At 70.6% G+C, this 14,630-nt stretch carries 14 protein-coding genes and 1 riboswitch; of the genes, 13 read left to right on the forward strand and 1 reads right to left on the reverse strand.

Annotated elements, in window-relative coordinates; genetic code table 11:
* The first annotated feature begins 61 nt into the window (after positions 1-61).
* The 9 genes from ACFXP9_RS10770 to cobJ all read left to right on the forward strand — a co-directional run bounded on the left by ACFXP9_RS10770 (position 62) and on the right by cobJ (position 10,202).
* Positions 62-895: a molybdate ABC transporter substrate-binding protein gene (locus ACFXP9_RS10770; RefSeq protein ID WP_397208450.1), complete on the forward strand. Its 834-nt coding sequence runs from the start codon at positions 62-64 to the stop codon at positions 893-895.
* Positions 892-1,623: a precorrin-6A synthase (deacetylating) gene (gene cobF, locus ACFXP9_RS10775; protein ID WP_397208451.1), complete on the forward strand. Its 732-nt coding sequence runs from the start codon at positions 892-894 to the stop codon at positions 1,621-1,623. Before ACFXP9_RS10770 ends, cobF begins: the two co-directional genes overlap by 4 nt.
* A gap of 18 nt (positions 1,624-1,641) precedes the next feature.
* A riboswitch (cobalamin riboswitch) is annotated at positions 1,642-1,841 on the forward strand.
* A gap of 360 nt (positions 1,842-2,201) precedes the next feature.
* Positions 2,202-2,555 (forward strand): DUF1636 family protein, encoded by a 354-nt coding sequence (locus tag ACFXP9_RS10780; RefSeq protein WP_397208480.1) that lies wholly within the window; start codon positions 2,202-2,204, stop codon positions 2,553-2,555.
* On the forward strand, positions 2,556-3,605 hold the full coding sequence (gene cobW / locus ACFXP9_RS10785) for a cobalamin biosynthesis protein CobW (protein ID WP_397208452.1): 1,050 nt from the start codon (positions 2,556-2,558) through the stop codon (positions 3,603-3,605).
* Positions 3,605-6,859: a cobaltochelatase subunit CobN gene (gene cobN / locus ACFXP9_RS10790; RefSeq protein WP_397208453.1), complete on the forward strand. Its 3,255-nt coding sequence runs from the start codon at positions 3,605-3,607 to the stop codon at positions 6,857-6,859. The genes cobW and cobN overlap by 1 nt, the downstream gene beginning before the upstream one ends.
* Positions 6,856-7,980, forward strand: coding sequence for a precorrin-3B synthase (gene cobG / locus ACFXP9_RS10795; RefSeq protein ID WP_397210208.1), 1,125 nt, complete (start codon positions 6,856-6,858; stop codon positions 7,978-7,980). The genes cobN and cobG overlap by 4 nt, the downstream gene beginning before the upstream one ends.
* A gap of 115 nt (positions 7,981-8,095) precedes the next feature.
* Complete coding sequence (locus ACFXP9_RS10800; protein ID WP_397208455.1) at positions 8,096-8,725, forward strand: precorrin-8X methylmutase; 630 nt, start codon at positions 8,096-8,098, stop codon at positions 8,723-8,725.
* Positions 8,726-8,730: 5 nt separating this feature from the next.
* Complete coding sequence (locus tag ACFXP9_RS10805; RefSeq protein WP_397208456.1) at positions 8,731-9,468, forward strand: precorrin-2 C(20)-methyltransferase; 738 nt, start codon at positions 8,731-8,733, stop codon at positions 9,466-9,468.
* On the forward strand, positions 9,465-10,202 hold the full coding sequence (gene cobJ / locus ACFXP9_RS10810) for a precorrin-3B C(17)-methyltransferase (RefSeq protein WP_397208457.1): 738 nt from the start codon (positions 9,465-9,467) through the stop codon (positions 10,200-10,202). Before ACFXP9_RS10805 ends, cobJ begins: the two co-directional genes overlap by 4 nt.
* Before the next feature lie 38 nt (positions 10,203-10,240).
* Here the strand turns inward: cobJ and ACFXP9_RS10815 are convergent, their stop codons facing one another.
* The gene (locus ACFXP9_RS10815; RefSeq protein ID WP_397208458.1) at positions 10,241-10,966 is read right to left on the reverse strand and encodes a cobalt-precorrin-6A reductase; all 726 of its coding nucleotides are present in this window, start codon (positions 10,964-10,966) and stop codon (positions 10,241-10,243) included.
* Between ACFXP9_RS10815 and cbiT the strand changes: the two genes are divergently transcribed.
* The 4 genes from cbiT to ACFXP9_RS10835 are packed head-to-tail and all read left to right on the forward strand — an operon-like array spanning position 10,965 to position 14,612.
* Positions 10,965-12,146, forward strand: a complete 1,182-nt coding sequence (gene cbiT / locus ACFXP9_RS10820; protein WP_397208459.1) for a precorrin-6Y C5,15-methyltransferase (decarboxylating) subunit CbiT — start codon at positions 10,965-10,967, stop codon at positions 12,144-12,146. The genes ACFXP9_RS10815 and cbiT overlap by 2 nt on opposite strands.
* Positions 12,146-12,496, forward strand: a complete 351-nt coding sequence (locus ACFXP9_RS10825) for a cobalamin biosynthesis protein (RefSeq protein ID WP_397208460.1) — start codon at positions 12,146-12,148, stop codon at positions 12,494-12,496. The genes cbiT and ACFXP9_RS10825 overlap by 1 nt, the downstream gene beginning before the upstream one ends.
* Entirely contained in the window at positions 12,496-13,269 is a 774-nt protein-coding gene (gene cobM / locus ACFXP9_RS10830; RefSeq protein ID WP_397208461.1) for a precorrin-4 C(11)-methyltransferase, read from the forward strand. The genes ACFXP9_RS10825 and cobM overlap by 1 nt, the downstream gene beginning before the upstream one ends.
* The gene (locus ACFXP9_RS10835; RefSeq protein ID WP_397208462.1) at positions 13,266-14,612 is read left to right on the forward strand and encodes a cobyrinate a,c-diamide synthase; all 1,347 of its coding nucleotides are present in this window, start codon (positions 13,266-13,268) and stop codon (positions 14,610-14,612) included. Before cobM ends, ACFXP9_RS10835 begins: the two co-directional genes overlap by 4 nt.
* The last annotated feature ends 18 nt before the right edge of the window (positions 14,613-14,630 follow it).

Here is a 14,630-nt window from a genome sequence, read left to right on the forward strand (position 1 = left end):
TGCCGACCGGCCGCCGGTCCCCGCCCACCGCCGCCCCGGCCCTTGTCGCAAAGGTTTCGCCATGTCCCGACTGCTGGCCGCCCTGTTCTGGCTTGCGCTTTGCCCGGCGCTGGCCGCCCCCCGCCCCGCCGGGGCCGAACCGCCGCCGGTGCGGCTGGTCGCCGCCGGCAGCCTGACCGCCGCGCTTGGCGATGTGGCACAGGTCTTTGCCGACAGCACCAATCAGCCGGTGCAGACCCGGTTCGGCCCGTCCGGGCTGATGCGGCAACAGATCGAACAGGGGCTGCCGGCCGACCTGTTTGCCTCGGCCAATATGGCGCATCCGGGGGCGCTGCACGATGCCGGGCTGTCCGGGCCGGTGGTGGTGTTTGCGCGCAACCGCCTGTGCGCGCTGGCGCAGCCGGGGCTGGGGCTGACGACCGACACGCTGCTGGATGCGATGCTGGACCCGGCGCTGCGGCTTGGCACCGCGACCCCCGGCGCGGACCCGGCGGGCGATTACGCCTGGCGGCTGTTCGACCGGGCCGAGGCCCTGCGCCCCCATGCCGGTGCGGCGCTGAAGGCCAAGGCGCTGCAACTGACCGGCGGGCCGGACAGCGCCACGCCGCCGCAGGGGCGCAACCTGTATGGCTGGGTGATGACCGAACACCGCGCCGACCTGTTTCTGACCTATTGCACCAACGCCATGCGGGCCAGCGCCGACACCCCCGCGCTCGAGGTTCTGCCCCTGCCCGAGGCCCTGTCCGTCGGCGCCAGCTATGGCCTGACGGTCATGCGCGGCGCCCCGCCCGAGGCGCACGAACTGGCGATGTTCATCCTGTCCCCCGACGGTCAGGCCATTCTGGCCGATTACGGCTTTGCCGTGGGGCGGGTGCAAACGGGGGGGCGGCGATGAAGCTGTGTCTGATCGGGATCGGCACCGGCAACCCCGACCACCTGACATTTCAGGGCGCGCAGGCGCTGGCCGCCGCCGATCTGGTGCTGATCCCTGAAAAAGGCACCGGGAAAGAGGATCTGGCCCATATCCGCCACGCCATTCTGGACCGGGTCGCGCCCGATGTGCCACGGGCGTCCTTTACCATGCCGCGCCGCGATTCCAGCGGCGATTACCGGCAGGGCGTGCATGACTGGCACGACGCCATCGCGGCGCAGTGGCTGCGCGCCATCGGTGGCTGTGACGGCACTGTCGCGCTGTTGGTGTGGGGCGATCCGTCGCTGTATGATTCGACCCTGCGCATTGCCGCGCGGCTGGACCCGGCGCCGCAGGTGCAGGTCATCCCCGGCATCACCGCCCTGCAAGCCCTGACCGCCGCCCATGCCATCCCGCTGAACACCGTGGGCGGCCCGGTGACCATCACCACCGGTCGCCAGATCCGCGATCACGGCTGGCCCGATGGCGCGGAAACCGTTGCGGTCATGCTGGACGGCGAATGCAGCTTTCAGGCGCTGGACCCGCGCGGTCTGACGATCTGGTGGGGGGCCTTCGTGGGGATGCCGGAACAGATCCTTGACCACGGGCCGCTGGCACAGGCCGGGCCGCGCATCATCGCCACCCGCGCGCAGGCCCGTGACCGGCATGGCTGGGTGATGGATATCTATCTGTTGCGCCGCGACACGGCTTGACAACCTGCCCGGCACCGGCACAGGTGGGGGCGCACTGGTTCCTGCATCCGCAGGTGAAAAGGGAATGGACAGCGGCCCGCCGCCAGTCCAGCCGCCCCCGCGACCGTGACCGGACAGGTGCTTCACCGCCACTGGCCTTGTGCCGGGAAGGCCGAAGCACCGCGAGGCCCCGCCTCAGATCCGCAAGCCGGGAGACCTGCCAGAGCCCGCCATCCGGCGGCTGACATCACGCAGACGGGGTGATCTGCGGTCGCGTCCGCAATTTGCGCCACGCCACCCCGCCCCCATGCCCGAACCGCCCCGCCGGGGCCGCACAGCAAGGGGGGCCTATGCCCGCAGACAACGACCCCGCCAGCGCCTGCCCGCCACCCAAGGCCGAACCGTCCGTGACGCCATCCTCCGTGGCCACGCCCCAGCCTGCCGCGCCCCCACCCGCCGCATCCCAAGCCACCCTTTCGCAGCCCGCCGCGACACGGACCGCAGCCCCCCGGACCGCAGCCAACCCGCCATCCGGCACCGCGCCCGGCACGACCGCATCCCCCGTCACCGCATCCGCCGCCACCCTGTCCCCCGTCACCCTGCCCCCCGTCACCCTGCATGTCTGCGTGACCTGCCGTGCCGGTCAGCCCGTTGCCGACGGCCAGCCCACCCCCGGCGCGCAACTGGCCGCGGCGCTGGCCGATGCGCCCGATCCGATCCGCGTGGTGCCGGTCGAATGCCTGTCGGCCTGCGATCAGGGCTGCGTCGTGGCGCTGTCGGGGGCGGGGCGCTGGTCCTATGTCTATGGCCGCATGACCCCTGCCGATGCCGCCGATATTCTGGCCGGCGCCCGCGCCTATGCCGCCACGCCTGACGGGCTGGTGCCATGGCGGGCACGGCCCGTTCAGTTCCGCAAGCAGTCGCTTGCCCGTATCCCACCATCAGAGGCTTGAATGACCACAGATCTGTCCAAAATCCCCGTCACCGTGATCACCGGCTTTCTGGGGTCCGGCAAAACCACGCTGATCCGTCACCTGATGGCCAACCCGCAGGGCCGCCGCCTTGCGGTGCTGGTCAATGAATTCGGCACCGCCGGGGTCGACGGTGAAATCCTGCAAGGCTGCGCAGATGAAAACTGCCCGGCTGAAAACATCCTTGAACTGGCGAATGGCTGTATCTGCTGCACCGTGGCCGATGATTTCATCCCGACGATGGAACAGCTGCTGGCCCGCAACCCGCGCCCCGATCACATCCTGATCGAGACCTCGGGGCTGGCGCTGCCCAAGCCGCTGCTGAAGGCGTTCGACTGGCCCGCGATCCGGTCGCGCATCACCGTTGACGGGGTGATCGCGCTGGCCGATGCCGAGGCCGTGGCGGCGGGCCGCTTTGCCCCCGATCTGGCGGCGGTCGATGCCCAACGCGCGGCGGATGACAGCATCGACCACGAAACCCCGCTGTCCGAGGTGTTCGAGGATCAGATCGCCTGCGCCGATGTCGTGCTGCTGACCAAGGCCGATCTGGCCGGCGCGGATGGCATCGCCGCCGCCCGCGCCACGATCGAGGCCGAGGCCCCGCGCAAACTGCCCATCATCCCCGTAACCGAGGGCGAGGTCGACCCCCGCGTGATCCTTGGCCTTGGTGCCGCCGCCGAGGATGACCTTGACGCCCGCCCCAGCCATCACGATGGCGCCGATGATCATGAACATGACGATTTCGACAGCGCCGTCATCGCCCTGCCCGAGGCTGACAGCCCCAGCACAATCGCAGATCTTGTTTCGCGTGTCGCAACCGAAAACAACATCTTGCGTGTGAAGGGGCATATCGCGGTCGCAGGCAAGCCCATGCGCCTGCTGGTTCAGGCCGTGGGGGCGCGGGTGCGGCATCAATATGACCGGCCGTGGGGTGACGCGCCGCGCAATTCCCGTCTGGTGGTGATTGCCGAACATCACCACCTGAACCCGCAGGCCGTGGCCGATGCGCTTGGCGGGCGCGTGGTCGGCTGATGCATATCGTCTTTCGCGAAAGCCACGGGCTGGAAGAAACCGACGCCCCCTTTGACCCCGGCCAGACGCCGGGCGATCTGGTGGTGCTGTCGTTTTCCGACAGCGATCTGGGGGCTTTCGCGGGGGGCTATCGGCTGTGGCAGGCGCGGGGGGCGGTGCCATCTTTGCGGCTGCAAAACCTTGTGGCGCTGCGGCACCCGGTCTCGGTCGATACCTATCTTGAGGCCACGCTGGAAGGGGCGAAAGCCATCCTGATCCGGCTGATCGGGGGTGAAAGCTATTGGCCCTATGGGCTGGCCAGCGTGCAGGATCTGGCGCGGCGGCGGGGCATCGCGCTGGCGGTGATCCCCGCCGATGGCCGCCCCGACCCGGCCTTGCAGGCCGCCAGCACCGTCGATGCCGACACCCTGCACCGCCTGACCGCACTGGCCGAGGCCGGGGGTGCCGCCCCCGCCGCCGCCGCGCTGGCGGCGCTGGCCGGGGCCGCGGGGCTGAACGCACCGGGCTATGACGGCCACACGACGCTGCCCGACCGGGGCTGGTATGACCCGGCGCGCGGGGTGGTCGACGCGCCACCAGCGGGCGATGCGCCACTGGCCGTGGTCAGCTTTTACCGCAGCTATCTGGCCGCCGCCGATACCGACCCGGTGGATGCGCTGATCGCGGCGCTGCGCGACCGGGGGTTCCGGGTGGCGGGGCTGTTCGCGCCATCGCTGAAGGGCGACAATGCACCCTGGATCGACGCGCAACTGCGCGCCGCCCGCCCCGCCGCCATTGTCAACGCCACCGCTTTTTCCGGGCGCGATGGGGGGCTGGCGGGCGGGGCATCGCCGCTGGACGCGCCGGGCTGTCCGGTGCATCAGGTCGCCCTGTCCACCGCCCGCAAACGCGACTGGCAACAGGCCGCGCGGGGGCTGTCGCCCGCCGATCTGGCCATGCATGTCGTCCTGCCCGAGGTTGACGGCCGTCTGTTTGCCGGGCTGATCAGCCATAAACAGCCCCATGCCCGCGACCCGCAGACGCAATATTCGCGCTTTGCCCACCGCGCCGATGCCGACCTGATCGCACAGGCCGCCGACCGCGTGACGGCGTGGCACCGGCTGGGACAGACCGCCCCGGCGGATCGGACATTGGCGCTGGTTCTGTCGACCTATCCCGGACGCCCGGACCAGATCGCCCATGCGGTGGGGCTGGACGCGCTGGCCTCGACCGACGCGGTGCTGGCACTGTTGCGCGATGCCGGTTACGCCACCGGTCCCGCCGCGCCGCTGGCGCCCGACCTGCTGGCCGAAACCCTGTGCTGGCCGCTGGCCGATTATCACGCCGCGCTGGACCGCCTGCCGCAAAAACTGCGCGACGATCTGGCCGCGGCCTGGGGCAAGGCCGCCGATGACCCCGCCTGCCGCGACGGCGCGTTCCACTTTGCCGCGACCCGGCGTGGCGGGGTTCTGGTCGCGCTGCAACCCGAACGCGGCACCCCTGCGGCACGAGAGGATGATTACCACGACCTCGACCGCGTGCCCCGGCATGGATATGTCGCGTTTTGCCTTTATCTTCAAAGCCTTGGTATCGTCGCGCTGATCCATATGGGGGCGCATGGCACGCTGGAATGGCTGCCCGGCAAATCGGTGGCGCTTGGCGCGGATTGCTGGCCGCAGGCGCTGATCGGGGCCACGCCGGTGGTGTACCCCTTCATCGTGAACGACCCCGGCGAGGCCGCACAGGCCAAACGCCGCATCGGTGCGCTGACGCTTGGTCATATCCCGCCGCCACTGGCCCCCAGCGCGCTGCCGGAACGGCTGGCGGTGCTGGAACGGCTGCTGGACGAATATGCCACCGCCGAGGGGCTGGACCCGGCCCGCCGCGCCCGCCTGATCGAGGGTATCCGGCTGGAGGCCCAGGTTGCCGGGGTCGAGGATGACCTGAACATCCCCCCCGATGCCAGCCCCGCCGAGGCCATCCCCCGCATCGACCGCTTTGTCTGCGACCTCAAGGAAAGCCGGTTTGCCGATGGGCTGCACATCTATGGCAGCGCCACGGGCGAGGCGCAGGGCCTGCTGGATGCGCTGGCCGGGCGCCGCGTCGCCGCCGGTCCGTCCGGCAGCCCGGCACGGGGGCGCAGCGACGTTCTGCCGACCGGGCGCAACCTGTTCGCCGTCGATCCGCGCGCCGTGCCGACGAAATCGGCCCATGCGCAAGGCGTCAAACTGGCCGGGGAACTGATCCGCCGCCACCTGCAAGACCATGGCGACTGGCCGCGCGACATCATCGTCGACCTGTGGGGCAGCGCCACCATGCGCACCGCCGGCGAGGAATATGCCATGGCCCTGCATCTGGCCGGACTGGCCCCGCAATGGGACAGCGCCACAGGCCGCGTCACCGGGTTCGAGGTGCTGCCACTGGCGCTGTTGAACCGGCCCCGGATCGGGGTGACGCTGCGGGTTTCGGGGCTGTTTCGCGACGTGTTCCCGGACCTTGCGGGCCTGTTCCACGCCGCCACGCAGTCGCTGGCCGCGCGGGACGAGGCCCCCGACCAGAACCCCTATCTGGCCGAGGGCACCAGCGCAGCGCCGCGCGTTTTCGGCCCGCGTCCGGGCGCCTATGGCGTCGGCATGGACCCGGTGGCCGATCTGTCCGACAGCGCGCGCATGGCGGCGGGCATGGCATGGCTGGCAGGGTCGGAATGGGCGATCAGCCCGCAAGGCAGCACACAGGACCGCGCCGGGATCGAGGCCCGGTTGCGCGGCGCCAGCGCCTTTGCCCATGCGCAGGATCTGGCCGAGGCCGACCTGCTGACCGCGCCCGATTTTGCGGCGCATCAGGCCGGACCGGCGGCGGCGGCGGCGGTGCTGGGGGCGGATCTGCCGCCGCTTTACCACCTTGACAACACCCGCCCCGGCCAGCCCGCCGCCCGCGCCCTGACCGAGGAAATCGCCCGCGTCACCCGCGCCCGCGCCGCCAACCCGGACTGGGCGGATGGCATGATGCGTCACGGCTTTCGCGGCGCGGCGGAAATCACCGCGACGCTGGACAACCTTGCCGCTTTCGCGCAACTGACCCGCGCCCTGCCGCCGCATCTGTTCGATCTGTATTTCGATGCCACCCTTGGCCGCCCCGAGGTGGTCGATTTCATGTCCCGCGAAAACCCCGCCGCGCTGGCCGCGCTGCGTGACCGCTTTGCCGCGCTGCGCGCCGCCGGCCTGTGGCAGACCCGGCGCAATGATATTGCCGCATCGGTGGGCGACGCACCATGAGCCGCGACCCCATTATTCGCGGCTGGTGCCCCGGTGCGCTGCGGCCGATGATGTCAGGCGACGGGCTGGTGGTGCGGGTCCGCACGCGCAATGGGTATTTGGACAACGAAGACGCCCGTGCCATCGCCGCGCTGGCCCGGCGCTTTGGCAATGGCGCGATCGAGGTGACGACCCGCGCCAATCTGCAACTGCGCGGGGTGACGCCCCGGACGCACCCGCCGCTGATCCGGGCGCTGCGCGCGATGGGCCTGATCGACGCCGACCCCGAGGCCGAGGCAAGGCGCAATGTCATCCTGTCGCCCTTCGCGGCAAAGGGCGGCGCGGCATGGCAGATCGCCACGCGGCTGGCGGCGCTGATGGTCGCGCCGGATGCGCCGCAGGTTCCGGCCAAGTTCGGCTTTGCGGTCGATACCGGGACCGTGCTGCGGGATACGCCTTGCGACATTCGCCTGATCCCCACCCCGCAGGGCTGGCGGCTGGCCCCCGATGGCAGCCCCGGCACCCTGCCCGCCGGTGACGACCCGGCGCAGGCGGCGGTCGATCTGGCGCGCTGGTTTCTGGCCAGCGGCGGCGCACCGGATGGGCGGGGGCGGATGCGCGCCCATCTGGAAGGTGGCGCCAGCCTGCCCCGTCCTGCACAGGTCATCGCCTGGCCGCCCGCGCCCCGCCCCCGGCCCGGCGCCGCGCCGAATGGCTGGCTGACGGGCCTGCCCTTTGGGCGCATCGACCCGGACCAGATGACCCTGCTGGCCGGGCTGGGTCCATTGCGGCTGACCCCGTGGCACATGCTGCTGGTCGAGGGGCTGACCCGCGCCCCGCAGGTTGCCGGGCTGATCGACGACCCTGCCGATCCGTTGCTGCGTGTCCATGCCTGCACCGGCGCCCCCGACTGTCCGCAGGCCCATGCCGAGACCCGCAATCTGGCCCGCCGGCTGGCGCCGCAACTGGCACCGGGGCACAGCCTGCATATCAGCGGCTGCGCCAAGGGCTGTGCGCATCGCGGCCCTGCCGATATCACCCTTGTGGCACAGCCCGGCGGGCGCTTTGACCGCGTCACCGGGGGCACCGTGCAGGACCGGCCCACCCATACCGGGCTGATTGCCGAATGCATTCGCCTGTAATGTCATCATTTTGGCTGAAATATCCCACGGGGGTCCGGGGGTGTGAAACCCCCGGTCAGCCTTGCCCCCCGCGCCCCCGCGTGACATAGCCATGCAAACCTGCGGAAAATCGAATATGCCCTACGATTACGAAAAAGACGGCGCCAGGATCTATGCCCAATCCTTCGCCACCATCCGGGCCGAGGCCGACTTGGCCCGGTTCGACCGTGACGAGGAACCCGTGGTCGTGCGCATGATCCACGCCGCCGGTCTGGTCGGTCTGGAACGCGATGTGATGTTTTCGCCCGGCATGGCCCGCACCGCCCGGCAGGCACTGGCGGATGGCGCCCCCATCCTGTGCGACGCGCGCATGGTGTCCGAGGGCATCACCCGCCCGCGTCTGCCCGCCGGGAATGCCGTTATCTGCACGCTGCAAGACCCCCGCACCCCCGATCTGGCCCGCCAGATGGGCAACACCCGCAGCGCCGCCGCGCTGGAGCTGTGGCGACCGCATCTGGCCGGGGCGGTCGTTGCCATCGGCAATGCCCCCACGGCGCTGTTTCACCTGCTGAACATGCTGGCCGACCCGGCCTGTCCGCGACCGGCGGCGATTATCGGCTGTCCGGTGGGCTTTGTCGGCGCGGCGGAATCCAAGGATGCGCTGATGGCCGATCTGCCGGTGCCGGCGCTGATCGTGCGCGGGCGGCTTGGCGGCAGCGCCATCACCGTGGCCGCCGTCAACGCGCTGGCCAGCCGGGCCGAGTAAGCATCATGGCAAGGATCATCTGTGCGGGCCTTGGCCCCGGCGACCCCGACCTGATCAGCCTGCGCGCCTTTCGCGCGGTCCAGAACGCTGATCAGGTGGCGTTTTTCCGCAAACCCGGCCGGCTTGGCATGGCGCGCAAGATCGTGGATGGCATGTTGGCGCCCGGTGTCACCGAGCTGGCGATGGAATACCCGGTCACCACGGAAATCCCGCTGCATGACCCGGAATACAACCGCCTGCTGGCGGCGTTTTACGACGATTGGGCCGACCGGCTGGCCGGGGCCGGAGGCGAGGTCGTGGTCCTGTGCGAGGGCGACCCGTTCTTTTACGGCAGCTTCATGCATCTGCATCTGCGGCTTCAGGACCGCGTCGCGATCGAGGTCATCCCCGGCATCACCGGCATGTCGGGCTGCTGGACCGCCACCGGCCAGCCGATCACCTGGGGCGATGATATTCTGACCGTGCTGATGGGCACGCTGGACGAAGAAACGCTGACCGACCGGATGCGCGGCAGTGACGCGCTGGTGGTGATGAAAACCGGGCGCAACCTGCCCAAGGTGCGGCGCGCGCTGGCACGCGCCGGGCGGCTGGATCAGGCGTGGCTGGTCGAACGCGGCACCATGGCCGGACAGCATGTTCAGATGCTGGCCCATGCCGATGAAACCGCCGCGCCCTATTTCGCCATCGTTCTGGTGCATGGCCATGGCCGCCGCCCGCTGACCCTGCCCGGTGCCGCGACATGAGCGCGGGCTGGCTGGCCGTTGCGGGGCTGGGACCGGGGGCCGAAGCGCTGGTCACGCCCGAGGTGTCGCAGGCACTGGCCGGGGCAACCGATGTCATCGGCTATATCCCCTATGTCGCCCGCGTTGCGCCGCGCGAAGGGCTGGTGCTGCACCCGTCTGATAACCGGGTCGAGATCGACCGCGCCCGTCACGCGCTGGCGCTGGCCGCGTCGGGGCGGCGGGTGGTGGTGGTGTCCTCGGGCGATCCGGGGGTGTTCGCGATGGCCTCGGCCCTGTTCGAGGCTTTGGCCGATGACCCCGCGAAGGCCGGTCTGGATATCCGCATCCTGCCCGGCATCACCGCCATGCTGGCCGCTGCCGCTGCGGCGGGGGCGCCTTTGGGGCATGATTTCGCGGCGATCAACCTGTCGGATAACCTCAAGCCGTGGGCGCTGATCGAACGGCGGCTGCGGCTGGCGGCGCAGGCCGATTTCGCGATGGCGTTCTATAACCCGCGGTCAAAATCGCGCCCCGAGGGGTTTGCCCGCACGCTGGAGGTGCTGCGTCAGGAATGCGGTCCCGACCGGCTGATCACCTTTGCCCGCGCGGTCAGCACCCCCGATCAGCAGATCCGCACCGTCACACTGGCCCAGGCGACGCCCGATATGGCCGATATGCGCACCGTGGTTCTGGTCGGCAACAGCCAGACGCGGCAGGTCGGGCGCTGGGTCTGGACCCCCCGTTCCGCACGGTGAGGGCGGGAATGGGTATTTGCGCAACGAAGAAGCCGCTGTCACAGCCCCAGCCAGCCCAGAACCGATTGCGGGTCGGGCAGGGTCAGGCGCGGCGGCAGGGTCGGGCGGCCGATCAGGATCACCGGCAGGGACAGGGCGCGGGCGGCATCCAGCTTGGCCCGCGCGCCCTGACCGCCGGCATTCTTGGCCACGACGATGCCGATTGCGTGCTGGCGCATCAGGGCGATGTCGCCCGCCACGGTATAGGGGCCACGGCTGACCACCAGTTGCGCGTTCAGCGGCACCGGCTGGCCGGGTTCGAAATCGGCAAAGCGCAACAGCCAGCGATGTGGCAGCCCCTGAAACGGGGTCAGCGACTGGCGGCCGATGGCCAGAAACACGCCGGTTTGCTGGTCGGGCAGCGCGGCGGCGGCGGTTTGGGCGTCGGGGACATGGGTCCAGTGATCGCCGGGCTGGGGCGTCCATGCCGGGCGTTCCAGCGCCGCCAGCGGCGTATTGGTTTCCTGTGCGGCGGCAATGGCATTTGCGCTGATCCGGGCTGCAAACGGGTGGGTGGCGTCGATCAGATGGGTGATCGCGTTGTCCCGCAGGTAATCGGCCAGTCCCTGTGCGCCGCCAAAGCCGCCAATCCGGGTTGGCAGCGGCTGCGCAACCGGGTTCCGGGTGCGCCCGGCATAGCTGAAGGTGGCATCCACGCCTTGCGTCGCAAGGGCGCGGGCAAGGGTGCTGGCCTCGGCCGTGCCGCCAAGCAATAATACGCGCATGAGTGATCCCTGGCTAAGCATGATCGGACTGACAGAAGATGGCCTGAACGGGCTGTCCCCTGCAAGCCGTGCGGCGCTGGACGGCGCGGATATCGTTTTTGGCGGGCCGCGGCATCTGGAACTGGCGGCGGTGGGTGCGCGCGGGCGGCCATGGCCGGTGCCGTTTTCCATTGCGCCGGTTCTGGCGCTGCGGGGGCAGCGGGTGGCGGTCCTCGCCTCGGGCGATCCGTTCTGGTTCGGCGCGGGCGGGGTTCTGGCCGAGGCGCTGGCGGCGGGCGAGTGGCGGTGCTTTCCGGCGCCCTCGGTCGCGTCGCTGATCGCGGCGGAACTGGGCTGGCGGCTGGAAGCCGTCGCCTGTCACGGGCTGCACGCGGCGCCGTTTACGCGGCTGCTGTCCGATCTGCGTCAGGGGGCGCGGCTGATCGTGCTGCTGCGCGATGGTGCGGCGGTGGCGGATCTGGCGGCGTGGCTGGTGGCGCGCGGATGGGGGGCGTCGCGCCTGTCCGTGGCCGAACGCATGGGCGGCCCGCGTCAGCGTATCCGGCAGGTGCGGGCCGGGGATTATGCTTTCACGGATGTGGCCGCCCCGGTTGCCGTCGCGGTCGAGGCCGCAGGCGGCATCGCGCGGCCCATGGGGTTCGGGCTGCCGGATGATGCGTTCGCACATCGCGGCCAGATCACCAAGCGGCCGGTGCGGGCACTGACCCTGTCGGCGCTGGCGCCTTTCGCGGGGGGCGTGTTGTGGGATCTGGGGGCCGGGTCGGGGTCGGTCAGCATCGAATGGGCCTTGGCCGGTGGCCGGGCCATGGCAGTGGAGACCCGCGATGATCGCTGTGATGTGGTGCGCGCCAATATTGACCGGTTCGGGCTGGATGGGGCTGTGACGCTGGTTCAGGGCGACAGCCGCGCGGTTCTGGCCGAGCTGCCCGCGCCGGACGCGGTGTTTATCGGCGGCGGCGCGGATGCTGCGCTGGTGGATGCGGTGCGTGCGCGGCTGTCGCCCGGCGGACGGCTGGTGATTAACGCCGTCACGCTGGAGACCGAGGCGATGCTGGTCGCCGCGCAGGCCGCACATGGCGGCGATCTGATGCGCATCGAGGTCGCGCAGGCCGCGCCATTGGGCCGGATGCGGGGCTGGTCGCCCCTGCGGCCCGTGGTGCAATGGGTCTGGGTCGCGTGATGGGTATTTGTGCAACGAAGAAACGCGTGGCCGGGATCGGGATGAACAGCCGGGCCGGGGCGGACGATATTCGCGCGGCGCTGGGGGTGGCGGGACCAGTCGATGCCGTGGCGTGTCTGCCCGCGCGGCAGGCGGCGCTGGCCGGGCTTGGCCTGCCGGTGGTGGCGGTGGCGGATGTGGCGGGGGTGGTCACGCCCGCGCAATCGGCGCGGGTCATGGCGCGGTTTGGCACCGGCTGCGTGGCCGAGGCATTGGCCCTGCGCGGGGCCGGGCGCCGGGCGCGGCTGGTATTGGGGCGGCAGGTGGTGGCGGGCTGTGTCACCGTCGCCGTGGCAGAAGGGGAAGGCTGATGGTGGTTCATTTCATCGGGGCGGGACCGGGTGCGCCGGATCTGCTGACACTGCGGGGGCGCGACCTGATCGCGGCATCGCCGGTTTGTCTGTATGCCGGATCGCTGGTGCCGCAGGCGGTTCTGGCGCATTGCCCGCCCGGCGCGAAGATCGTGAACACCGCGCCCTTAAGTCTGGACGAGATCATGGCGCAGATCCGCGCCGCCCATCAGGCCGGGCAGGATGTGGCGCGGCTGCATTCGGGCGATCTGTCGGTCTGGTCGGCCATGGGCGAACAATTGCGGCGGCTGCGGGCCGAGGGGATCGCCTATGACATCACGCCGGGGGTGCCTGCCTTTGCGGCGGCATCGGCGGCGCTGGGGGTGGAGCTGACCCTGCCCGGCGTGGCGCAGTCGGTGGTGCTGACGCGGACCTCGGGGCGGGCCAGTGCGATGCCGGAAGGCGAGACGCTGGCCGCCTTTGGGGCCACCGGCGCGACGCTGGCCATTCATTTGTCGGTGCATGTGCTGGACCGGGTCAAGGCCGAACTGACCCCGCATTACGGCGCTGACTGCCCTGTCGCCATCGTGTTCCGGGCGTCCTGGCCGGAACAGCAGATCATCCGCAGCACGCTTGGGGCGCTGGACCCGGCCATCGGTGAGGGCGAGCGCACGGCCCTGATCCTTGTCGGCCCGGCGCTGGCGCAGGAGGGGTTTGACGAAAGCCGCCTGTATGCGGGCGATTACGACCGCCGTTTCCGCCCCGTCGGCACGGAACCGAGGTTCCCGGAATGACCGCCGGTCGCGCCCATCCGTTGCCGCCGGGGGTGATGATTGCGGCGCCGTCCTCGGGCAGTGGCAAGACCACGGTGACGCTGGGGCTGATGGCGGCGTATCGCGCCGATGGGGTCGCGGTGCAGCCGTTCAAGAACGGGCCGGATTACATCGACCCCGCCTTTCACGCCGCAGCCAGCGGGCGACAGGCCTTCAACCTGGACACATGGGCGATGGGCGCGGGCCAGATCGCGCATCTGATGCAGGCGGCGCAGGGGGCGGACCTGATCGTGGCGGAAGGCTCGATGGGGTTGTTCGACGGGGTGGCACGGGCCGGGGAAAGCGGCATCGGGTCCAGCGCGGAACTGGCCGTCGCGGCGGGCTGGCCGGTGATTGCGGTGCTGGATTGCGGCGGTCAGGCGCAAACGGCGGCAGCGGTGGCGCTGGGGCTGCGCAGCTTTGACCCGCGGCTGCAACTGGCAGGGGTGGTGCTGAACCGCGTGGCCAGCCCCCGGCACGAGGCGCTGTTGCGGCGCGGCATGGAACAGGCCGGTATCGCGGTGTTCGGCGCTCTGCCCCGGCAGGCCGATATCGAGATCCCCGAGCGTCATCTGGGGCTGGTGCAGGCCGAGGAACGCGAGGGGCTGGAACAGGCAATGGCGGCTTTCGCCGGGTTCATCCGCCGCCATCTGGACCTTGACGCCATTCGCGCGGCGGCGCGGGGCGGTGCCCTGCCCGCGCCCCCGGTGGCCAGCCTGATGCCGCCGCCCGCGCAACGCATCGCGCTGGCCCGTGACGCGGCGTTTTCCTTTGTCTATCCGCATCTGTTGCAGGACTGGCGCGCGGCGGGGGCGACGATCCTGCCGTTTTCGCCGCTGGCGGACGAGGCCCCCGATGACAGCGCCGGGGCGTGCTGGCTGCCCGGCGGCTATCCCGAGCTGCACGCCGGGCGGCTGGCCGCCGCGCAGCAGTTTCGCGACGGGCTGACCCGGTTTGCCCGCACCCGCCCGGTGCATGGCGAATGCGGCGGTTACATGGCGCTGGGGGCGGGGCTGGTCGATGCGTCGGGTCAGCGTCACCGGATGGCCGGGCTGCTGGGGCTGGAAACCAGCTTTGCCAAGCGCCGGATGCATCTGGGCTATCGTCACGCGCGCCTGTTGGCACCGATGGCGGGGGCTGGCGCAGGCACCGGCCTGCGCGGGCATGAATTCCATTACGCCACCATCCTGTCCCAGCCCGACGCAGCGCTGGCGCAGGTGGTCGATGCCAATGGCGCCGGGGTTGCGGAAAGCGGGTCGTATCGCGGCCATGTCAGCGGCAGCTTTTTCCACCTGATCGGGCGCGACAGCGGCTTCAGCCGGTAACAAGCGGGTTTTGTAACG

This window comes from Paracoccus jiaweipingae (genome assembly GCF_044335505.1).
In the GTDB taxonomy this organism is placed as follows: Bacteria; Pseudomonadota; Alphaproteobacteria; order Rhodobacterales; family Rhodobacteraceae; genus Paracoccus.